This window comes from Citrobacter amalonaticus Y19, assembly GCF_000981805.1.
In the GTDB taxonomy this organism is placed as follows: Bacteria; Pseudomonadota; Gammaproteobacteria; order Enterobacterales; family Enterobacteriaceae; genus Citrobacter_A; species Citrobacter_A amalonaticus_C.
Map to the genome: position 1 here is coordinate 1,597,677 of NZ_CP011132.1, position 23,368 is coordinate 1,621,044.

General features: G+C 54.2%; 17 protein-coding genes. 13 read left to right on the forward strand and 4 right to left on the reverse strand.

The window, feature by feature from the left end; translation table 11 throughout:
• The first annotated feature begins 109 nt into the window (after positions 1–109).
• From yddG to F384_RS07210, 3 genes are all read left to right on the forward strand, one after another.
• A complete protein-coding gene (yddG, locus tag F384_RS07200; protein ID WP_046480871.1) occupies positions 110–991 on the forward strand; it encodes an aromatic amino acid efflux DMT transporter YddG in 882 nt (293 codons plus the stop codon).
• Between the two features lie 546 nt (positions 992–1,537).
• A complete protein-coding gene (gene ompC / locus F384_RS07205; protein WP_046480873.1) occupies positions 1,538–2,617 on the forward strand; it encodes a porin OmpC in 1,080 nt (359 codons plus the stop codon).
• A 149-nt stretch (positions 2,618–2,766) separates the two neighbouring features.
• Positions 2,767–3,144 carry a GFA family protein gene (locus F384_RS07210; protein WP_264371192.1) on the forward strand — a complete coding sequence of 126 codons (378 nt, stop codon included), beginning with the start codon at positions 2,767–2,769 and terminating at the stop codon, positions 3,142–3,144.
• 1 nt (position 3,145) lies between these two features.
• Here the strand turns inward: F384_RS07210 and F384_RS07215 are convergent, their stop codons facing one another.
• The gene (locus F384_RS07215) at positions 3,146–4,633 is read right to left on the reverse strand and encodes an MFS transporter (protein WP_046480876.1); all 1,488 of its coding nucleotides are present in this window, start codon (positions 4,631–4,633) and stop codon (positions 3,146–3,148) included.
• Between the two features lie 115 nt (positions 4,634–4,748).
• Between F384_RS07215 and F384_RS07220 the strand changes: the two genes are divergently transcribed.
• From F384_RS07220 to F384_RS07255, 8 genes are all read left to right on the forward strand, one after another.
• Positions 4,749–5,327, forward strand: a complete 579-nt coding sequence (locus F384_RS07220; protein ID WP_046480879.1) for a TetR family transcriptional regulator — start codon at positions 4,749–4,751, stop codon at positions 5,325–5,327.
• A 212-nt stretch (positions 5,328–5,539) separates the two neighbouring features.
• Complete coding sequence (locus F384_RS07225; RefSeq protein ID WP_046480880.1) at positions 5,540–6,928, forward strand: NarK family nitrate/nitrite MFS transporter; 1,389 nt, start codon at positions 5,540–5,542, stop codon at positions 6,926–6,928.
• 118 nt (positions 6,929–7,046) lie between these two features.
• Positions 7,047–10,787, forward strand: a complete 3,741-nt coding sequence (locus tag F384_RS07230) for a nitrate reductase subunit alpha (RefSeq protein WP_046480881.1) — start codon at positions 7,047–7,049, stop codon at positions 10,785–10,787.
• Positions 10,784–12,328: a nitrate reductase subunit beta gene (narH, locus tag F384_RS07235; RefSeq protein WP_046480882.1), complete on the forward strand. Its 1,545-nt coding sequence runs from the start codon at positions 10,784–10,786 to the stop codon at positions 12,326–12,328. Before F384_RS07230 ends, narH begins: the two co-directional genes overlap by 4 nt.
• Positions 12,328–13,023, forward strand: a complete 696-nt coding sequence (gene narW / locus F384_RS07240; RefSeq protein WP_046480883.1) for a nitrate reductase molybdenum cofactor assembly chaperone — start codon at positions 12,328–12,330, stop codon at positions 13,021–13,023. Before narH ends, narW begins: the two co-directional genes overlap by 1 nt.
• Positions 13,020–13,700, forward strand: coding sequence for a respiratory nitrate reductase subunit gamma (gene narI, locus F384_RS07245; RefSeq protein WP_046480884.1), 681 nt, complete (start codon positions 13,020–13,022; stop codon positions 13,698–13,700). Before narW ends, narI begins: the two co-directional genes overlap by 4 nt.
• Positions 13,701–13,828: 128 nt before the next feature.
• Positions 13,829–14,722, forward strand: coding sequence for a PhzF family isomerase (locus tag F384_RS07250; RefSeq protein WP_046480885.1), 894 nt, complete (start codon positions 13,829–13,831; stop codon positions 14,720–14,722).
• A gap of 443 nt (positions 14,723–15,165) precedes the next feature.
• Complete coding sequence (locus F384_RS07255; protein ID WP_080950059.1) at positions 15,166–18,105, forward strand: autotransporter outer membrane beta-barrel domain-containing protein; 2,940 nt, start codon at positions 15,166–15,168, stop codon at positions 18,103–18,105.
• A 41-nt stretch (positions 18,106–18,146) separates the two neighbouring features.
• Here the strand turns inward: F384_RS07255 and nhoA are convergent, their stop codons facing one another.
• Positions 18,147–18,992 carry an N-hydroxyarylamine O-acetyltransferase gene (gene nhoA, locus F384_RS07260; protein WP_046480886.1) on the reverse strand — a complete coding sequence of 282 codons (846 nt, stop codon included), beginning with the start codon at positions 18,990–18,992 and terminating at the stop codon, positions 18,147–18,149.
• A 137-nt stretch (positions 18,993–19,129) separates the two neighbouring features.
• Here nhoA and F384_RS07265 point away from each other — a divergent pair, with 137 nt between their 5' ends.
• Positions 19,130–19,699 (forward strand): flavin reductase family protein, encoded by a 570-nt coding sequence (locus tag F384_RS07265; protein WP_046480887.1) that lies wholly within the window; start codon positions 19,130–19,132, stop codon positions 19,697–19,699.
• 218 nt (positions 19,700–19,917) lie between these two features.
• The gene (locus F384_RS07270; RefSeq protein WP_046480888.1) at positions 19,918–21,894 is read left to right on the forward strand and encodes an alkyl/aryl-sulfatase; all 1,977 of its coding nucleotides are present in this window, start codon (positions 19,918–19,920) and stop codon (positions 21,892–21,894) included.
• Positions 21,895–21,935: 41 nt separating this feature from the next.
• On the opposite strand, the gene pptA is transcribed toward F384_RS07270, so the two are convergent.
• Both pptA and F384_RS07280 read right to left on the reverse strand, forming a co-directional pair.
• Positions 21,936–22,163 (reverse strand): tautomerase PptA, encoded by a 228-nt coding sequence (gene pptA / locus F384_RS07275; protein ID WP_046480889.1) that lies wholly within the window; start codon positions 22,161–22,163, stop codon positions 21,936–21,938.
• A 65-nt stretch (positions 22,164–22,228) separates the two neighbouring features.
• Positions 22,229–23,233 carry a LacI family DNA-binding transcriptional regulator gene (locus F384_RS07280; RefSeq protein WP_046480890.1) on the reverse strand — a complete coding sequence of 335 codons (1,005 nt, stop codon included), beginning with the start codon at positions 23,231–23,233 and terminating at the stop codon, positions 22,229–22,231.
• Positions 23,234–23,368: the final 135 nt, after the last annotated feature.

The following is a 23,368-nucleotide window of genomic DNA, read 5'->3' on the forward strand; positions in this document are numbered from 1 at the left end:
ATACCACTAAGGTGGTAACCCCTCTCAGTATTCGCCTGGATAATTTCGCTTAAAAAGTGCTATATATTTCAGCTTCTTTTTAGACAAGGTACGGGAAACGGCAAACAGAATGACGAAGAAAAAAGCAACGCTGATTGGACTTATTGCAATTGTGCTGTGGAGCACAATGGTGGGTCTGATTCGTGGCGTCAGTGAAGGGCTTGGGCCGGTCGGTGGCGCGGCGGCGATCTATTCATTAAGTGGACTGCTGCTGATATTTACCGTGGGATTTCCCAATATCCGTCGTTTCCCCGTTGGTTATTTAATCGCCGGTAGCGTGCTGTTTGTCAGTTATGAAATATGTCTGGCGTTATCGTTGGGTTATGCCGCAACACGTCATCAGGCGATTGAGGTCGGTATGGTCAACTATTTATGGCCAAGTCTGACGGTTTTATTCGCAATTTTGTTCAATGGACAAAAAACCACCTGGATAATCGTTCCCGGCATCCTGCTCGCAATAACCGGTATCTGTTGGGTGCTGGGGGGCGAAAATGGTCTGAATCCTGGAGAAATTATCAGCAATATCACCAGCAGTCCGTTGAGCTATTTTCTCGCCTTTCTCGGCGCTTTTATCTGGGCGACCTACTGTACCGTGACCAATAAATATGCACGAGGGTTTAATGGTATTACGGTCTTCGTTTTACTGACGGCACTCAGTTTGTGGGTTCACTATTTTCTGACGCCGCAGCCCGAAATGATGTTCAGTACACCGGTGGTGATTAAACTCCTCTCTGCCGCCCTGACGCTGGGCTTTGCTTATGCCGCCTGGAACGTGGGGATTCTGCACGGGAATGTCACTATCATGGCGGTAGGATCGTATTTCACCCCGGTGCTGTCATCTGCGCTGGCCGCCGTGCTGCTGAGCGCCCCGCTGTCGTTCACATTCTGGCAAGGTGCCATCATGGTCTGCGTTGGTTCGCTGCTCTGCTGGTGGGCCACACGTCGCGCATAACGCTATCACCGGGTCGCTCCCTTTTCTGGCCCGGACGTCATCCTTCACGTGACGATAAATCATCTGTCATTTTTTAGGATATTTAGTAATTGTTGGAAAATTCTTATTCGCTTTTTCTGAAGGCTCTGCCATACCTTTATTGCAGAGCTGATTAGGATTTATTTATTTTATCTTACCGGGATATTTAATCTTTATATTTATGTTAAATTTATGCTAAGAATACGCTAAATAATTAAAGGATTGCACGGCTTTGTAATTATTAATGCGTATATAGTACACATTGTAAATAACCCCATTTAATGACCAATTCCCTGTATATAATCCCCCTCGAAAATATTGCATGAAAGGTTATTTTTAAGAATCTCCGCGCCTCAGATTTGCCTTAAGTAGATCTGGATCACACAAACGGAAATAATCTGCAATTAGATGAAACTTATTATTGAATTGGTACTGCTGCGTCATTTAAAAATAGTCTGCCATTGATGAAGCAATTCGTTCAACAGTGGTTCAGGAATCACTCTAAGAAAATTATAAGGATTATTAACAATGAAACTTAAATTAGTTGCAGTGGCAGTGACTAGCCTGTTGGCAGCAGGCGTCGTGAATGCGGCAGAAGTGTATAACAAAGACGGCAACAAACTGGATCTGTACGGTAAAGTTACCGCTCTGCACTACTTCTCTGACAATGACGGCGATGATGGCGACAAAACTTATGCGCGTCTGGGTTTCAAAGGCGAAACGCAGATTAACGATCAACTGACCGGTTTCGGCCAGTGGGAATATGAATTCAAAGGCAACAACACCGAATCCGACGGTACCAAAGGCAACAAAACTCGTCTGGCATTTGCCGGTCTGAAATTTGGTGAATTCGGTTCTTTCGATTATGGCCGTAACTACGGTGTGGCTTACGATGTTGGTGCCTGGACCGACGTTCTGCCTGAGTTCGGTGGTGATACCTGGACTCAGACTGACAACTTTATGACTGCCCGTACCACTGGCGTTGCAACCTACCGTAACGCAGACTTCTTCGGTCTGGTTGAAGGCTGGAACTTCGCGGTTCAGTATCAGGGTAAAAACGAAAACTCCCGTAACCCGCACCAGGCGAACGGTGACGGCTACGGTCTGTCCACCAGCTATGAGTATGAAGGTTTTGCTGCAAGTGCTGCTTATGCGAAATCTGACCGTACTGACAGCCAGGTTGCTTACGGTAACAACAGCCTGAATGCTTCCGGTGACAACGCTGAAGTGTGGGCTGCTGGCCTGAAATATGATGCGAACAACATCTATCTGGCAACCACCTACTCTGAAACTCGCAACATGACTCCGTTCGGTGATGATCATATCGCGAACAAAACTCAGAACTTTGAAGTTGTTGCTCAGTACCAGTTCGACTTCGGTCTGCGTCCGTCCCTGGCTTACCTGAAATCCAAAGCTAAAGACCTGGGTGCATGGGGCGATCAGGATGTGGTTGAATATGTTGATGTTGGCGCAACCTACTACTTCAACAAAAACATGTCTACCTATGTTGATTACAAAATCAACCTGATCGACGAAAGCAACTTTACTCGTGCTGCTGGTGTAGGCACTGACGATATCGTTGCCGTTGGTCTGACCTATCAGTTCTAATTTTTAGAATTGCGCAGTACAAAAAGCCAGCCCTCGATGGGCTGGTTTTTTTTCCCCGATGTTAAACCGGCCATAAGGAGAATGCCGTGCAAACCTATACAGGACGTTGTCTCTGCGGGCAGAGCCATTTCACGGTCGATGTCGATTCCCTGGACGTCTATGCCTGTCACTGTACGATATGCCAGAAATGGTCTGGCGGTATCGCCATGTATCTGGAAGCCTGTGGACAACCGATGATGGATCCCGATGCGCCTGAACCGGCTCACTTTGCGTCGTCTCCGCGCGGCGAGCGCTATTTTTGTTCCGGCTGTGGTTGCCCACTGTGGATCACGTTAACCGACACCGAGCGTTATTTTATTCCCTGGACGCTGCTCGAATTTAATGGGGTCGATCGTCGTCGTCTGATCCTTGCCGCCGAGATTTATACCGAGACACAGCCCGCGTTCTGGCAACTCACGGGGCAGTACGCCCGTCTGAGCGGAAAGGAAGTTGAAGAGCTGGATAACCGCTGCCAGTTCACCCATTGAATCACTCGCGTGCGGCCTTCGACAGACTGAACCACATGCCCACCGCCAGCAGAATCAGCATACTTCCGGCACTGCTTAATGCCACGCTGTGCGACCAGGTAAAAGCCTGCTTTGCGGCCAGCAGAAGCGGATCCGCCAGTGCCGAAGGCAGCGTCTGTGCCAGTTGTACCGCTTCACCCATCGACGATGAGGCGCGTGCGATTTCCCCGGCATTCAGACCATCAGGCAGCGCAATCGACGCCGAAAAACTGCGGCTGAGCAACAGACCAAAGATGGCAATCCCCAGCCCCGCGCCCAGCTCATAGGCCATCGTTTCGATCGCCCCGGCCGCTGCCGCTTTCTCTGCGGGGGCTGCTGCCATGATTGCCGCCGTTGAGGCCAACAGGGCGCTGGCCGCGCTGAATCCCAGCAGCGCCATTAACCCCCAGGCCTGGATTTGCTGGGTACTGAAGTCCGTTGCCGCCAGCCCATAGAAACTCAGGGCACTCAGCGCCATCCCGCCGGTTGCCACTTTCCGCAACCCCAGTCGCGACACCAGCATCCCGGCAATCGGCCCGCTGAATCCACTGGCGAGCATCACTGGCAGCATGAATAACCCCGCCTGATACGGCGTTAAGCCATGAACAAACTGCAGTTCCTGCGCCATTAACAGCTCAAAACCAACCAGCGTAATCATCGCCGTCATTGCCATCACCACCCCGCTTAAGATAATGCGATGGGTGAACAGGCGCATATCAATCATGGGACGGCTCGCGGCAAGCTGAATGCGTACGAACTGCGCCAGAAGTAGCGCTCCGCTCAGCAGCGCCAGCGCAATAACGCCGGTGGCAACATGTCCTTTCAGCGCTGTCTTCGCGCTGTAGACCAGCAGCAGAATCGCGACAATCAGCATAATAGCGTGTCCCAGATTCAACGACTGATCGAGGCGTCCTGCCTGGCGCGGCACATAGCGTGCGGTGAGTGCCACCACGACCAGTACAATCGGCACATTGATTAAGAACACAGAGCCCCAGTAAAAGTGTTCAAGCAGCAGACCGCCAACCAGCGGACCAAATGCCGCTCCGCCCGATCCCACTGCCGCCCAGACGCCAAGCGCCATGTTGCGGTGGCGCGCTTGCGAAAAGGTAGCGCGGATCCCGGCCAGCGTGGCTGGCACGATCATCGCCGCGCCAATCGCCAGAATGGCACGGGTGGCAATCAGCCAACTGGCGGTGTGTGCAAAAGCGGCGGCCAGAGACGCGAGGCCAAACAGCACCCCGCCGAGGATCAGCAAGCGTTTAAAGCCGATGCGATCGCCGAGCGCGCCCATCGGCAGTACCATCCCTGCCATCACCAGCGAGTAAATATCAATGATCCACAACAGTTCGTTGCCACTGGCGCCCAGCGTCATGCTCAGCGTGGGGGCGGCAACGTGCAGCACCGTTGCATCAATCGCAACAGGAATGTAGACCAACACAATAATCACTAACGTTAACCACTGACGAAACATAAAACTCCCTTCGAAAACAAACTGGACACACGTCCAGCTTTGCCGATCCTACGGAAAATTGAACGTATGTCCAACTTTTTTGATACACTGCCTCTCCGGCAAGAATGGAGGTGGTATGAGCTATCTGAATAAAGATGAGCGTCGCGAAGTGATATTGCAGGCGGCCATGCGCGTGGCGCTCGAAGACGGTTTTTCCGCCATGACTGTGCGGCGGATCGCCACAGAAGCGAAAGTGGCAACCGGTCAAGTTCATCACCATTTCACCTCCGCCGGAGAACTCAAATCGCAGGCCTTTGTCCGTCTTATTCGCACCCTGCTGGATGCGGAGCTCGTCTCGAAAGATGCCACCTGGCGCACGCGTCTGCACGCCACGCTGGGCAGCGATGACCGCGGATTCGAACCCTATATTAAGCTCTGGCGTGAAGCGCAGATCCTTGCGGATAAAGACCCGGAAATTAAAAGCGCCTACCTCCTCACCATGCGCATGTGGCATGAAGAGACGGTCGCCATTATCGAAAGCGGACTCGCCGCCGGAGAGTTCACCACCACCTCGGCTCCCGCCGACATCGCCTGGCGCTTGATCGCGCTGGTGTGCGGTCTTGATGGCATGTACGTACTCGGCATTCAGGAGATGGACGATCCGGCGTTTGATCGCCATCTGGATCGCATGATTGCACTGGAGCTCTTTTCCTGAACGAATGAATGTTAACCACTTATATTTTTAATTTACATTTGGTAACACTTAAGCAACCTGTTATTCCCCCTTCACTCCGCGTGGTTGCGCATTTTTATCTATCCTTTCATCAATATTCTTAAAAGCATCAATAAATTCCAAAAAGGGCGTATAGCGCTCTTGCGCAGACTATTTCTTTTTTTTCATGAACACATGTGCATGTGAGGGGTAATATGGCGCGACAAAATGAGAAAAATAATCGTTATCTTTTAAGTGACTGGAAGCCGGAAAATCCCGCATTTTGGGAGAATAAGGGCAAGCACATAGCACGAAGAAACCTTTGTATCTCAGTTGCTTGTCTGTTACTTGCCTTCTGTGTCTGGATGCTATTCAGCGCTGTCGCCGTCAATCTCAATAAAATTGGTTTTAATTTTACGACCGATCAACTCTTTTTATTAACCGCATTACCTTCTCTTTCTGGTGCAATATTACGCGTTCCCTACTCCTTTATGGTGCCTATATTTGGCGGCCGTCGCTGGACGGTTTTTAGCACCGCGATACTGATTATTCCTTGCGTCTGGCTCGGCTTTGCGGTGCAAAATACCACCACCCCTTTCGAGGTATTTATCATCATTGCGCTGCTGTGTGGTTTTGCCGGCGCAAACTTTGCTTCCAGCATGGGCAACATCAGCTTCTTTTTCCCGAAAGCGAAGCAAGGCAGCGCGTTGGGGGTGAACGGAGGGCTGGGCAATCTTGGCGTCAGCGTGATGCAACTGGCTGCGCCGCTGGTGATTTTCCTGCCGATATTCGCCTTCCTCGGCGTTCAGGGCGTACCGCAACCCGATGGGTCGCTGCTTTCGCTGGCAAATGCCGCCTGGATCTGGGTGCCGCTGCTGGCGATGGCCACAATAGCCGCCTGGTTTGGCACCAATGACATCGCCAGTTCCAAAGCCTCTATCGCCTCTCAGTTGCCGGTGCTCAAGCGCTTTCATCTTTGGTTGTTGAGCCTGCTCTATCTGGCAACGTTCGGCTCATTCATCGGCTTTTCCGCTGGCTTTGCCATGCTGGCGAAGACGCAGTTTCCGGACGTGAATATCCTCAATCTGGCGTTTTTTGGCCCGTTTATCGGCGCGCTGGCGCGTTCTGCGGGCGGGGTCATCTCCGACAAGTTCGGCGGCGTGCGCGTGACGCTGATTAACTTCATCTTCATGGCGCTGTTCTCGGCCCTGCTCTTTCTGACGCTGCCCGGCTCAGGTTCCGGCAGTTTTATCGCCTTCTATCTGGTCTTTATGGGGCTTTTTTTGACCGCCGGACTGGGCAGCGGCTCTACCTTCCAGATGATTGCCGTCATCTTCCGCCAACTCACTATTTACAAGGTGAAACTGCGCGGCGGCAGCGACGAACAGGCGCAGCGTGAAGCGGTGACCGACACCGCCGCGGCGCTGGGTTTTATTTCCGCGATTGGTGCCGTCGGCGGCTTCTTCATTCCTAAAGCTTTCGGCAGTTCGCTGGCGATGACCGGTTCCCCCGTCGGCGCCATGAAAATCTTTCTGGTGTTTTACATCGTCTGCGTGCTGGTGACCTGGCTGGTCTATGGCCGCCGTAAACCACAACAAAAATAACAACAACTGACGTAGGCCTGATAAGACGCCATGCGTCGCCATCAGGCAATCACGCAATGCCGGATGACGGCTTGCGCCTTATCCGGCCTACAAGACCCTATGGAGCAGGAGAAATGTCATGAGTAAACTGTTGGATCGCTTCCGTTACTTTAAACAAAAGGGTGACACCTTTGCTGACGGTCACGGTCAGGTGATGCATACCAACCGGGACTGGGAAGACAGCTACCGTCAGCGCTGGCAATTTGACAAGATTGTTCGTTCGACCCACGGGGTGAACTGTACCGGCTCCTGTAGCTGGAAAATCTACGTCAAAAATGGCCTGGTGACCTGGGAAACCCAGCAAACCGACTACCCGCGTACGCGTCCGGACCTGCCCAACCATGAACCGCGCGGCTGTCCGCGCGGCGCCAGCTATTCCTGGTATCTGTACAGCGCCAACCGTCTGAAATACCCGCTGGTGCGTAAACGTCTGATTGAACTGTGGCGCGACGCCCTGGCCTCTCATACCGATCCGGTGCTGGCGTGGGATTCAATCATGAATGACCCGCAAAAGTGCCAGAGCTACAAGCAGGTGCGCGGCCGCGGCGGGTTTATTCGCTCCAACTGGAAAGAACTTAACCAGCTCATTGCCGCCGCTAACGTCTGGACGGTGAAAACGTATGGCCCGGACCGCGTCGCTGGCTTCTCGCCGATCCCGGCGATGTCGATGGTCTCTTACGCCGCCGGTACCCGTTATCTTTCCCTGCTCGGCGGCACCTGCCTGAGTTTTTACGACTGGTACTGCGACTTACCGCCAGCTTCGCCGATGACCTGGGGCGAACAGACCGACGTTCCCGAATCCGCCGACTGGTACAACTCCAGCTATATCATTGCCTGGGGCTCCAACGTACCGCAGACACGCACGCCGGATGCCCACTTTTTTACCGAAGTCCGCTACAAAGGCACCAAAACCGTCGCCATTACCCCCGACTTCTCTGAAGTTGCCAAGCTGAGCGATCAGTGGCTGGCGCCAAAACAAGGCACCGATAGCGCGCTGGCGATGGCGATGGGACACGTTATCTTAAAAGAATTTCACCTCGATAATCCCAGCGACTACTTCCTCAACTACTGCCGCCGCTACACCGATATGCCGATGCTGGTATTACTGGACCCTCGCGAGGACGGCAGTTACGTGCCCGGACGGATGATGCGCGCCTCGGATCTGGTCGATGGTCTGGGTGAAAGCAATAACCCGGAGTGGAAAACCGTCGCCTGTAATAGCGCCGGGGAACTGGTGGCGCCTAACGGCTCGATCGGTTTCCGCTGGGGTGAGAAAGGCAAATGGAACCTTGAGACGCTGGCAGCAGGGTCAGAAACCGAACTGTCACTGTCGTTGCTCGGTCAGCATGACGAGGTGCTGGGCGTCGCCTTCCCCTATTTCGGCGGCAACGAAAACCCGCATTTTCGCAGCGTGAAGCAGGAACCCGTACTGGTGCGCCAGCTGCCGGTGAAGCAACTGACGCTTGCCGATGGCAGCCGATGCCCGGTGGTCAGCGTCTACGATCTGGTGCTGGCGAACTACGGCCTCGATCGCGGTCTGGAAGATGCGTACGCAGCGACTGCGTATTCCGAGGTGAAAGCCTACACGCCAGCCTGGGCGGAACAGATAACCGGCGTGCCGCGTTTTCAGATTGAAACCATCGCCCGTGAGTTCGCCGATACGGCGCATAAGACCCACGGTCGCTCGATGATTATCCTCGGTGCCGGTGTCAACCACTGGTATCACATGGACATGAACTACCGGGGAATGATCAACATCCTCGTCTTCTGCGGCTGTGTCGGGCAAAGCGGCGGCGGCTGGGCGCACTATGTCGGCCAGGAAAAACTGCGTCCACAGACCGGCTGGCTGCCGCTGGCTTTTGCACTCGACTGGAACCGCCCGCCGCGCCAGATGAACAGCACCTCGTTTTTCTACAATCACGCCAGCCAGTGGCGTTATGAAAAACTGACCGCCCAGGAACTGTTGTCACCGCTGGCGGATGCCTCAAAATTCACCGGTCATCTGATCGATTTCAACGTGCGCGCCGAACGCATGGGCTGGCTGCCCTCTGCGCCGCAGCTCAATCTCAATCCGCTGACAATCAAAGCCAGTGCCGAAAAGGCCGGTTTGTCGCCTGCGGAGTACACCGTTGCGGCATTGAAATCCGGCGATATTCGTTTTGCCTGCGAACAGCCGGACAGCGGCAAGAACCATCCGCGTAACCTGTTCGTCTGGCGCTCTAACCTGCTCGGTTCTTCCGGTAAAGGCCATGAGTACATGCTCAAGTATTTACTCGGTACCGAGAGCGGTATTCAGGGAGAAGCGCTGGGTTCCAGCGCAGGTATTCAACCAGAAGAGGTGGAATGGCAGTCTGCGGCGATCGAAGGCAAACTCGACCTGCTGGTGACGCTCGATTTCCGGATGTCGAGCACCTGTCTGTTCTCCGACGTCGTGCTGCCGACCGCCACCTGGTACGAAAAAGACGACATGAATACCTCGGATATGCATCCGTTTATTCACCCGCTGTCGGCGGCAGTGGATCCGGCGTGGGAATCGAAAAGCGACTGGGAAATCTACAAAGGCATCGCCAACGTCTTTTCCGAGGTCTGTGTCGGTCATCTGGGACAAGAAACCGACGTGGTGCTGCAACCGTTACAGCACGATTCACCGGCCGAACTCTCGCAGCCGTTCGACATTCAGGACTGGCGTAAAGGGGAATGCGAGCTGATCCCCGGAAAAACCGCGCCGAACATCGCCGTGGTGGAACGCGACTACCCCGCGACGTACGAGCGTTTTACCTCGCTCGGACCGTTGATGGATAAGTTGGGTAACGGCGGTAAAGGTATCTCGTGGAACACCCAGACAGAGGTCGATTTCCTCGGCAAGCTTAACTACACCAAGCGCGAAGGCCCGGCGAAAGGCCGCCCGCTGATTGAAACGGCAATCGATGCCTCGGAAGTTATCCTGGCGCTGGCGCCGGAGACCAACGGTCAGGTCGCTGTGAAGGCATGGGAAGCGCTCGGCGCGATGACCGGGCGCGAGCATACCCATCTGGCGCTCAACAAAGAAGACGAGAAGATTCGTTTTCGCGATATCCAGGCGCAGCCGCGCAAAATCATCTCCAGCCCGACGTGGTCTGGTCTGGAAAGTGAGCATGTCTCCTATAACGCGGGCTATACCAACGTTCATGAGCTGATCCCGTGGCGCACACTCTCCGGCCGTCAACAGCTGTATCAGGATCATCAGTGGATGCGCGCGTTCGGTGAAAGTCTCGTTGCCTATCGCCCGCCGATTGACACCCGCAGCGTCAGTGAGATGCGAGAAATTCCGCCCAACGGCTTCCCGGAGAAAGCGCTGAACTTCCTGACGCCGCACCAGAAATGGGGCATTCACTCCACCTATAGCGAAAACCTGCTGATGCTGACGCTGTCGCGCGGCGGGCCGATTGTCTGGATCAGTGAAACGGATGCGAAAGAGCTCGGCATTGAGGATAACGACTGGATCGAGGCCTTCAACGCCAACGGCGCCCTCACCGCCCGTGCGGTGGTCAGCCAGCGTGTGCCGCCAGGCATGACCATGATGTACCACGCGCAGGAACGCATCATGAATATCCCCGGTTCGGAAGTCACCGGTATGCGCGGCGGGATCCACAACTCCGTCACCCGCGTATGCCCGAAACCCACGCACATGATCGGCGGCTATGCGCAGCTTGCCTACGGTTTTAACTACTACGGCACCGTCGGCTCCAACCGCGACGAGTTCATCATGATTAGAAAAATGAAGAATATTGACTGGCTGGATGATGAAGGTCGGGATCAGGTACAGGAGGCGAAAAAATGAAGATACGCTCACAGGTTGGCATGGTACTGAACCTCGATAAATGCATTGGTTGTCACACCTGCTCCGTCACCTGTAAAAACGTCTGGACCGGACGTGAAGGGATGGAGTACGCGTGGTTTAACAACGTCGAGACGAAACCCGGCATCGGCTATCCGAAAAACTGGGAAGATCAGGAGGAGTGGCAAGGCGGTTGGGTGCGTGACGTGAATGGCAAGATCAGACCGCGTCTGGGTGGCAAGATGGGCGTCATCACTAAAATCTTCGCCAACCCGGTCATTCCGCAAATCGATGATTACTACGAGCCGTTCACCTACGACTATCAGCATCTGCACAGCGCGCCGGTAGGAAAACATGTGCCCACCGCCCGTCCCCGTTCGCTGATTGACGGCAAGCGGATGGACAAAATCATCTGGGGGCCGAACTGGGAAGAGTTGCTCGGCGGCGAATTTGAAAAGCGCGCCCGTGACCGTAACTTCGACAAGATCCAGAAGGAGATGTACGGCCAGTTTGAAAATACCTTCATGATGTATCTGCCGCGCCTGTGCGAACACTGCCTGAACCCAAGCTGTGTCGCCACCTGTCCGAGCGGCGCCATCTACAAGCGTGAAGAGGACGGCATTGTGCTTATCGATCAGGATAAGTGCCGAGGCTGGCGTTTGTGCATCAGCGGTTGCCCGTACAAAAAAATCTACTTCAACTGGAAAAGCGGCAAATCAGAGAAATGCATTTTCTGTTATCCGCGCATCGAATCCGGTCAGCCGACGGTCTGTTCGGAAACCTGCGTTGGCCGTATCCGCTATCTTGGCGTACTGCTCTACGATGCGGATCGCATTGAAGAAGCGGCCAGCACTGAGCATGAAACCGATCTCTATGAGCGTCAGTGCGACGTGTTTCTGAACCCGCATGACCCGGCGGTAATTGAAGAAGCGCTGAAACAGGGGATCCCGCAAAACGTTATCGACGCGGCGCAGCGATCGCCGGTCTACAAAATGGCGATGGACTGGAAGCTGGCGCTGCCGCTGCATCCGGAATACCGCACGCTGCCAATGGTCTGGTACGTGCCGCCGCTGTCGCCGATTCAGTCCTACGCCGATGCGGGCGGACTGCCCAAAAGCGACGGCGTGTTGCCGGCAATCGAAAGCCTGCGTATCCCGGTGCAGTATCTCGCCAACATGCTGAGCGCTGGCGACACCGGGCCGGTGCTGCGTGCGCTGAAGCGCATGATGGCCATGCGCCACTATATGCGTTCGCAAACCGTGGAAGGCGTCACCGATACCCGCGCGATTGACGAAGTGGGTTTAAGCGTTGAACAGATTGAAGAGATGTATCGCTACCTGGCGATTGCCAACTACGAAGACCGCTTTGTGATCCCGACCAGCCACCGTGAAATGGCGCACGATGCCTTCCCGGAGAAAAACGGCTGCGGCTTCTCCTTCGGCGACGGGTGCCACGGTTCCGATACTAAATTCAACCTGTTCAACAGCAGTCGCATTGACGCCATCAATATCACCGAAGTGCGTGACAAGGCGGAGGGTGAATAATGCAAATCCTCAAGGTGATTGGCCTGCTGATGGAGTATCCGGATGAGTGGCTGTGGGCGTGTAAGGACGACGCGCTGGCGCTGGTGCGCCAGGATGCGCCGATGCTCACCGACTTCACGGAATCCCTGCTCAGCGCGCCGCTGCTCGATAAACAGGCCGAATGGTGCGAAGTGTTTGACCGTGGGCGCGCCACCTCGCTACTGCTGTTCGAGCACGTTCATGCGGAGTCCCGCGATCGCGGTCAGGCGATGGTGGATCTGTTGGCGCAGTACGAGAAGGTGGGATTGCAGCTCGACTGTCGTGAGCTGCCGGACCATCTGCCGCTGTATCTGGAATACCTGAGCGTGCTGCCGGAAGCGGAAGCCCGCGAAGGCTTGCAGAACGTTGCGCCGATTCTGGCCCTGCTGGGTGGACGTTTAAAGCAGCGTGACACGCCGTGGTATCAGCTATTCGATGCCCTGCTGTCACTGTCGGGCAGTCCTCTTTCAAGTGACAGTGTCACGAAGCAGGTGGGCACTGAAACGCGTGATGATACCCGTCAGGCGCTGGATGCCGTCTGGGAAGAAGAACAGGTGAAATTTATCGAAGATAACGCCACGGCCTGTGACAGTTCGCCATTACAGCAATATCAACGACGCTTTAGCCAGGACGTGGCGCCGCAGTACGTCGACGTCAGCGCGGGAGGCCCGAAATGATACAGTTCCTGAACGTCTTTTTTTACGACATCTACCCCTATCTGTGCGGGACGGTTTTTATCCTCGGCAGCTGGTTGCGCTATGACTACGGGCAGTACACCTGGCGGGCGTCCTCCAGTCAGATGCTGGACAAACGCGGGATGGTCCTGTGGTCGAATCTGTTCCACATCGGCATTCTGGGGATCTTCTTTGGTCACCTGTTCGGGATGTTAACCCCGCACTGGATGTACGCCTGGTTCCTGCCGGTTGCGGTGAAACAGCAGATGGCGATGATTGCGGGCGGGATCTGCGGCGTGCTGACGCTGGTCGGCGGCGCCGGGTTGCTGGTGCGTCGTCTGACCAATCCCCGCATCCGGGCCACCTCGTCCACGGCGGATATTCTGATCCTCTGCATTCTGCTGATTCAGTGCATTCTGGGCTTAAGCACGATACCGTTCTCCGCACAGCACCCGGACGGCAGTGAAATGTTAAAACTGGTGGAATGGGCGCAGTCGGTTGTGACCTTCCGTGGCGGGGCTTCCGCTCACCTGGACGGCGTCGCGATTATCTTCCGCGTACACCTGGTGCTGGGGATGACCATCTTCCTGCTCTTCCCGTTTACCCGCCTGGTTCACGTCTGGAGCGCGCCGTTTGAGTACTTCAGTCGTCGCTACCAGATCGTGCGTTCCCGTCGATAACCCGCCAGCCCGGTAGAGCAATCTGCCGGGCGATTGTTCGTTTCAGCCGAAAAGCGTGTTCATCCCGGTGGCATCGCCATCCGATACGCTGCACGTTATGATGCTTCTCCAGCTCAAGGAGAATGATAATGAAACCACAGGTTTACCACGTTGACGCCTTCACCAGAACTCCTTTTCGCGGCAATTCCGCCGGTGTTGTCCTGCATGCTGACGGCCTTAGCGACGCCCAGATGCAACTGATTGCCCGCGAATTGCGTCACTCCGAAACGGCCTTTTTGCTGCGAAGCGACGACAGCGATGTGCGCATTCGCTACTTTACTCCGACGGTCGAAGTGCCGATTTGCGGACACGCCACCGTCGCGGCACACTATGTCCGTTCCACGGTACTGGGACTGGGCGATACCACGGTATGGCAAACCTCGCTGGCGGGACGTCACCGGGTTGAGATCCGCCACGAGTGCGACGATTATCGTATCTCGCTGGAACAAGGCACGCCCTCCTTCGATGCGCCGCTCGAAGGCGACATCCGCGCCGCCATTCTTCGTGCGTTACACCTGAGTGAAGACGCGATGCTGCCGGGTTTGCCGATTCAGGTTGCCTCGACCGGTCATTCTAAAGTGATGATCCCGCTGAAGCCTGAGGTCAATATTGACGCCCTCGCCCCCGACCTTTCTGCGCTTTGCGCCATCAGTCAGCAAATTGGCTGCAACGGTTTTTTCCCTTTCCAGATCCGTCCGGGCAAAAATGAAACTGATGGACGTATGTTCTCCCCGGCAATTGGTATTGTGGAAGATCCGGTGACGGGCAATGCCAATGGTCCAATGGGCGCCTGGCTAGCGCATCATCATTTATTACAACATGACGGGAAATTACTGCGGGTGAAAGGCCATCAGGGACGGGCATTAGGCCGCGATGGCATCGTTGATATTGACGTGATGATTCAGGATAACCAACCGGTGAAAGTCACGATATCCGGCAACGCGGTGATCCTGTTTCACGCGCAATGGGCGGTCGATTTTTAAAAGCCGCCCGGTAAAGATTCTCCTTACCGGGCGACTTTATTTTTCTTTCTTATGCTTGCTATTTTAAATCTCTTCTTAAACGTTCTTAATTAATCTTAAATTTGAGTTAAGAAATTAAATTCGTTAAAAATCATAAAGATAAATCACCACCTTTATCTTACCCTATAACCCAATTCAATGAATAATTAAAATTATTTAATCTGTAAGTACTTATTTTTATTCATCATCAATCGATTTATTTAGTTACGTAAGATCAATTCATTTGTTATTTCTTAAGCAACATGAAAAATAACTCATTATCACACGACGTGAACCACGGAAAGGATTCGTCAGCTATGGCAAAAATGAAATAACTCTCTTTTAGTTTTGAAAACAAAGAACGCAGCACGGTAAATATAATATATTACGGACTGCATTTGTCTATTAAAAATGCGAATATGGATATGAAAGAATTTAAATTAACGACAATGGCGGTGTTGATCGGCAGCCTGTTAGTGGCAAATAATCTTTGTGCAAAAATCTATGACAATAATGAAGGGATTATCACCGGGAGTGGCATCCTTACGGAAGGTGGCGACTATAAAATAGTCAGTACCGCTGGGGAAAATAACACCCTTTCCGTGGCGAACAATGGCGGGATTACGATTACCAACCCGGGAGGAACGCCAATCGTTAACGCATGGGGCGAATTTGAAAATGGCGATTTTACACTCGCCCCAGGCACCGTTTACGTTACCAATAGCGGAACAATCAATTTAGGGTCAGGCTCTACGGTGAATCAAATTACCGGGGATTTTATTCCGGGTACGGTTAATGGACGCCCGGACCTGGCGCTTGATGAAGATTATCATTTTCTGTTCGCCGTCGGCATTATCGCTGCGGGGGGAACCAGTGACGCCTATCGTGCACAAAAAGGCGTGATTATTGCCGATGATTTAACCATAAACATCAGTCACCAGCGTGATGGTAAGGCTATCACGGGTATCTATTCTGATAAGAATAATGGCGTTATTACCTTAACCGGTGACACCACGGTGAATGCAACGGCAACCGGGGCGAATGGACACGCTTTTGGCGTTTATGCGAAGAAAGGCAGTTTCATCGACGCTGAAAATATTATTATTAATAATAAAAGTACAGAATATGCCGTGGGGATTGTTTCGGAATCGCAAAGCGCAACCGATCGCTCACTTGTTCACTATCAGAATGCCACGGTTAAATCCGTTGCCGATGATTTTGCAGATGGTATTAATGCTAACGGCGGCTATATCGAAGCGTCTGGCGATACCTCTGTCGATGTCACCGCCAATGCAGTTGGGGGAGTCGCATCCGCAATCTGGCTTTCTGATGGTCCTTCGGGCATCAATTTGGATTCGTTTATCACCACCCACGGTACAACAACACTGCTACTGAAATCCGGTGCGGACAGGACGGTTCTTGATGGCGTCGACTCAATGGGATCTTCGCAATATACCGGTAATGTCCTGAACATCGCGCTGGATACCCAGGGACACCAGCAGACGACCGGGACCGGTATTCTGGCCAGTAAAAAAAATGCGCTGACGGCGGGTAAAATCGACATTAATGGTCACCTGACCATTGATGTTGTCGATACCACTCGTAGCGGTAGCTGGCATTATGTTCGTGCGGATAAAGGCGGTGAAATCACACTGAACGGTGGGGTGCAGATGGGGGTGAGCTACAACGACCCGGATGCCACCGCCATTCTGGCTGAAAACGCTGGCTCCCGCGTCACGATCAATCCGCAGAACGTGCAGATTGTCGGTACGGTTGAAGCCAGTGATTCCGCCGTGGTTGACATCAGTGCGACCAGCCAGTCGCGTTTCGTCGGGGGGACAGTCACCCGTGACAACGCGGTGAATAACCTGTCGCTGGCGGAAGGTTCGGCCTGGAACATGACCAAAAGTTCTCAGCTTACTCACCTGACGCTGGATGACTCCACGCTGACCTTTATGCCGACCGGTGCGCAGAATCGTAGACTGACGCGTGTGGCCCCGAGCTTCAAGACCCTGAGGGTGAATGGCGATTATACCGGTGCGAACGGTAACATTGTGATGAACACCCAACTGGGCGATGACGCGTCGCCCACTGACCGGCTGATCGTGACGGGCAACACGTCGGGCACGACGAACGTCAGCGTGCTGAACGCCGGAGGCGCGGGTGGACTGACGACGAACGGTATTGAACTTATCAGCGTCGCCGGTAATTCCGCCGGGGAATTCAGACAGAATGGCCGTATCGTGGCGGGCGCCTATGACTACACCCTGCAACGCGGCGAAGGCCAGAACACCCGGAACTGGTACCTGAGCAGCGCGCTGTCTCCGGCTACCCCAGCATCGCCTGGTACTCCTGTCGATCCGCAGTCGCCATCCCCGACGCCGCGTGAACACGCGATACGTCCGGAAGCCGGTCTGTACGGTATGAACCTGCAGGCGGCGAACACGATGTTTAACACCCGTTTACAGGATCGTCTGGGTGAAACGCATTATGTTGACGCGCTGACCGGCGAGGAAGCAGTCACCAGCCTGTGGCTGCGTAATGTCGGCGGGCATACCCGTCAGAAAGACAGCAGCGACCAGTTGAATATGCAGAGCAACCGCTATGTCATGCAGCTGGGTGGTGACATCGCGCAGTGGTCTTCGGACAACGCCGACCGTTACCACCTGGGTCTGATGGCCGGTTACGCCAACCAGAAGAGCCGTGCGGAAAACCAGCGTAACGACAACCGGGCTGACAGTCGCGTCAGCGGTTACAGCGTCGGTCTGTACGGTACCTGGCTGCAGGACAATGCCACTCACGAAGGGGCATACGTTGACACCTGGGCGCAGTACAGCTGGTTCGATAACACCGTTTCCGGTCGTGACGTTGAGTCGGAAGAGTATGATTCCAGCGGGTTCACCGCGTCTGTCGAATCCGGCTATACCTGGAAACTGGTGGCGTTAAGCGAACGTAACTCGCTGTATATTCAGCCCAAAGCGCAGGTCACCTGGATGGGCGTGAAGGCGGATGAGCACAAAGAAGTTAACGGTACCCGCGTGGAAGGCAACGGCGATGGCAACCTCCAGACCCGCGTCGGCGTACGTCTGTTCGGCAAGGGTCACAATCAACGGGACGACGGTAACAACCGTACCTTTCAGCCGTTTGTGGAAGCCAACTGGATCCACAACACCGAAGACTTTGGCGTCTCGATGAACGGTGAAAATGTGAACCTGAAAGGCACCCGCAACATCGGCGAACTGAAAGCCGGTGTCGAAGGTCAGTTGACGAAGAACGTCGCCCTGTGGGGTAACGTCGCGCAGCAGGCTGGCGACAAAGGCTACAGCGATACTTCAGCCATGATCGGGATTAAAGCTTCGTTCTGATGACTACACCCCGGCAAGCATATTCGCCTGCCGGGGTTTCTTTATTTCCCGGCGTCCGGATGCGTATCAAACGCCGCCATCACCCTTGCCAGTTCAGTTTCCGTAAACCCATGCTTCGCGTCCGTCACCCCCAGGCCAAAACGTTCCTGTAAAAGCGCATACAACGAGGCGACATCCGGCAAATTGATTTGTTCTACCGTTCTGTCATCTTCGTAATGCGTGAAGTGGAAGTTGGTAAGGGTTAATTTTCCACCGTCCGGCAAATGACGGCACATCAGCAGGTGATGACGAAAATGCGATTGCGGCCAGTGCGCAGACCAGAAGTTGCCCATCACATGGTCACTTTGCTGTTGCGTCACCCGATCGAAGCGATACATGGACTGCCAGTGCTCGTGATGACAGAACTGCAGGATCCAGTCGTCACCCTCCTGCTGCAAACGGTATTCACCGTGCGGCGTCTTCTGAACAATGTCTGCCTGCAAACGAATGGGCGCGGTGAGCGTCTGACCGCCAAACCCCACATCGGCAATCCACGATTCGCCGTCCAGTTCAACCAACAGCAAACGGTGAGTTCGCGGGGGCAACGTCGGTGGATTTGCCAGTACCACGCGCCCCAACAGGCTGCGCACGGTAAAGCCCAGTTCGCGCAGTACGCGCTCAAACACACCATTTTGCTCAAAACAATAACCACCGCGACGGGCGGTAATGAGTTTCTCTTCCAGCGACCGATCGTCAAGATGCATTTCTCGCGGTAGCAACACGTCGAGATTCTCAAACGGGATAGTACAGTTATGCTGCAAATGCAGCGCCCGGAGCGTCTCAATATTCACTTCGGTACGCCCTGACCAGTTCAGACGCGCAAAATAAGCATTCAGGATGGGAGTCATCAGGTTTCCTGTCGTGGGTCTTACATCGTTACCCGAGTATAAACGATGAGCCCGGAGAGTGAGGCAGAGGTTATTAGTAGGTTGGCGCAACGACGATTTTCAATAATACTCAGAAAAACCCTTTGCGAGACAATCCTATGAGCCGATTCCGTCCTGTCGAATTACGCCACGCCAGTCGCCTGCTCAATCATGGCCCTACGGTGCTGATAACCAGTCGCGATGAGGTCAGCAACCGACGCAACATCATGGCCGCCGCGTGGTCTATGCCCGTCGAGTTTGAACCGCCCCGCCTCGCCATTGTGGTCGATAAAACGGCCTGGTCGCGAGAGTTAATTGAGCGCAGCGGCCTGTTTGGTATCGTCATTCCCGGCGTCGCCGCCACCAACTGGACTTACGCCGTCGGCAGCGTTTCCGGGCGCGATGAAGACAAATTCAACTGTTACGGTATCCCGGTGATAAAAGGACCGGTTCTGGGACTGCCGGTCGTCGAAGAAAAATGTCTGGCCTGGATGGAGTGTCGCCTGCTCCCCGCCACCGCCGCGCAGGAAAAATACGACACCTTATTCGGTGAAGTGGTTTCTGCCGCCGCGGATGAACGCGTGTTTGTCGAAGGCCGCTGGCAGTTCGATGACGATAAGCTCAATACTCTGCATCACCTTGGTGCCGGAACGTTCGTCACCAGCGGAAAACGCGTGACAGCGGGCTAACTATGCGGTCACCACGGTGATCCCCTTCGCGTTCATGGCGCGAAACTGATCAAAAATCGTGCAGATATCAATGCCCTGAGAATATCTGCACCTCCATTGCCGTCTGGCAGAAGCTGACTATAGTTAATGTTGCATTACCTCAAATTTCCACCTCAAAAGCATATATACCTGCATTTGCACATAAAAATGTCCTCCATTTCGATAAGAGAGGTTTTACAATGCAACTCAATACCATCGCCAGGGGTTTACTCCTTGCCGGGCTGTTAACGTCGTTTTCTCTCCCGCTTATCGCTGCTGAAGCGCCTAAAGATGCCACTGCCGCCACGCAACAGGCGAACAATGCGCTCTATAATCAATTACCTTTCTCCGATAACACCGACTTTACCGATGCGCACAAAGGCTTTATCGCTCCAATCCCCCAGGAGGTGATTAAGGGTGAACAAGGCAACGTTATCTGGAATCCTCAGCAATATGCGTTCATTAAAGAAGGCGATAAATCTCCCGACTCAGTAAACCCCAGCCTCTGGCGTCAGGCGCAGTTGATTAATATCAGCGGTCTGTTTGAGGTAACGGAGGGCGTTTATCAGATTCGTAATCTTGACCTGTCGAATATGACGATTATCGAAGGTAAAGACGGCATCACCGTTGTCGATCCGCTGGTTTCGGCAGAAACGGCGAAAGTGGGCATGGATTTGTACTTTAAGAACCGGAGTAAAAAACCGGTCGTGGCGGTGATTTACACCCACAGCCACGTTGACCACTACGGCGGCGTTCGCGGCGTGGTGGACGAAGCCGACGTGAAATCAGGCAATGTGAAAATCTACGCCCCTGCCGGATTCATGGAGGAGGCGGTCTCAGAAAATATCATGGCCGGGAACGTCATGAGCCGGCGCGCCAGCTACATGTACGGCAACCTGCTGAAACCGGATGTCAAAGGCCAGGTCGGCGCGGGTCTGGGTACCACCACCTCCGCCGGGACGGTGACGCTGATTGCTCCGACCAATTACATTACTAAGACCGGGCAGAAAGAGGTTATTGACGGACTGACCTACGATTTCCTGATGGCGCCGGGTTCCGAGGCCCCTTCCGAAATGCTGTGGTATATCGAAGAGAAGAAAATCATCGAAACCGCTGAAGATGTCACCCATACCCTGCACAACACCTATTCCCTGCGCGGCGCAAAAATTCGCCAGCCTCTGCCGTGGTCTAAATACATCAACGAGGCGCTTACCCTGTGGGGCGATAAAGCCGAAATTATCCTGGCGCAGCACCACTGGCCAACCTGGGGAAATGACAATGTAGTCAAGTTGCTGAAAAGTCAGCGCGATTTGTATCGCTATATCAACGACCAGACGCTGCGAATGGCGAACCAGGGGTTAACCCGCGATGAGATCGCCGCTAACTTCACCTTGCCACCGGCACTTGCCAATACCTGGGCAAACCGCGGTTACTATGGTTCGGTCAGCCACGACGTGAAAGCAACCTATGTGCTGTATCTCGGCTGGTTTGACGGCAACCCGGCGACTCTGGACGAATTGCCGCCGGAAGAAGGCGCGAAGAAATTTGTGGAGTACATGGGCGGCGCTGACGCCATTTTGCAAAAAGCGAAGCAGGATTACGATCAGGGCAACTATCGCTGGGTCGCGCAGGTGGTCAGCAAAGTCGTATTTGCCGATCCGAATAATCAGGCCGCGAGAAATCTGGAAGCGGACGCGCTTGAACAGCTGGGGTATCAGGCCGAATCTGGTCCGTGGCGTAACTTCTACCTGACCGGCGCACAGGAACTGCGTAACGGCGTCGTGAAAGGGCCAACGCCGAATACCGCCAGTGGGGATACCGTGCGCGCCATGACGCCGGAAATGTTCTTTGATTATCTCGCCGTCCACGTTAACGGCCAAAAAGCGGCAGATGCCAAAGCGGTTCTCAACTTCGATTTCGGTGACGACGGCGGCAAGTACAAAGTCGAACTGGAAAACGGCGTGCTGAACCACACCGCGAACGTGCAGGACGCCAATGCCGATGCCACCATCAGCCTGTCGCGCGATGCACTGAACCGCATTGTGTTGAAAGAAGAAACGCTGAAAGACGCGACGGATAAAGGTGACGTAAAAATCACCGGCAATGGGGAAAAACTGAACGAACTGCTGGGTTATATGGATAAGTTCGAATTCTGGTTCAATATCGTTACGCCGTAATCCGACGTCGCCCGGTCAGTCCTTGTGACCGGGCCTTTTCTTTACATGCTGTAGCCAGGCTTTTTAATCAGCACGTCCATCTGCGGCGCAATCTCGCTATCCCACACGCCCTGCCACGCTTCTTCCGGAATTTCAGTCAGCGCCACGCTCACCGAGCGCTCCTTACTTTTCAGATGGCGAATGATCACCTCAGTAATCTCTGAGGCCAGCGCCGATTTTTGCTCATCATTCAGGTCGCGCGGGAAACATTTAATATCAACGTGCGGCATTGCAGGTTCCTTATTGTCGGTGTGAGGATAAAAATTAGCACAGTTGTGAACAGGCAAGTGTCCGTTTATGCGGACTCACGCTCAATAAGGTGAAAACCGATGTCGATAATGGCTTCTTCCACCGCCGTTTGTTCAATGCGATTCGCCAATAGCGTGGCGGCTCGCTGACCAATGGCGCGGCGGTCGACGCTGACGGTGGTGATCGACGGACGATTGCTGGCGGCAAAATCGAGATCGCCAAAGCCGATGACGGCTATATCCTGCGGAATACGTAATCCACGGCTTTCCGCTTCCATCATTGCGCCCTGCGCCAGCGTGTCAGAACTGCAGACAATCACGTCGAATTCCCCTTCACTGAAGAGTTGCGTGAGGCCACTGCGTCCCAGCGACAGCGACGCCGGAAGCGGCACATCCACCTGCGGCACATCATGAATATCATGACGTGCCAGAACACTGCATAACCCCTGCTTTCGCTGACCCGCGCGGCGATCGGCCGTCCACAGCAAACCGGGGCGTCGATACCCTTTACTGAGCAGATACTCGCCGGTGGCCTGCCCGACTTTTTCATGGGAGAAACCGACGAGCATATCGAGCGGCGTTGGCGTGAGATCCCAGATTTCTACCACCGGAATGGCCGCGTTCAGGATCACTTTTTTCAGTTCGCTGGTGTGGTGGATGCCGGTTAATACGACACCGTCAGGACGCCGGGAAAGCAGTGTCGCCACCAGTTCCGCTTCCGTCTGTTCGGTATACCCCGCCACGCACAGGAGAATATGATAGCCGCGCCTTCCCAGTTCATCGCTCAGCGACTGAATAGTATCGACGAACATGTTGTTGTTGATCTGCGGTACCACGATGGCAATCAATTTACTGCGCCGTGACGCAAGTCCTCCCGCCAGCGCGTTGGGGATATAGCCGGTCGCCCGCACTGCCTGCATCACTTTCTCAACCGTTTTAGGCCGTACCAGCTGCGGTGTATTGAGCGCCCGACTCACCGTCATGGGCGACAGTCCAGCACTGCGGGCAACATCTTCCAGCGTCGGCGCGCGAGGTGGTTTTGTGCTCTTCACTGTGGATGCCCCTGCAAAATTCACTGATTTATCTGTGCATTATTCATCATGCGTGTGGCTATTGCCAGCTTCAGACCAGGAAACGCCGCAAATACAGCAGCTTACTTTTCCACACGCACAATAAAATGTTAGCGA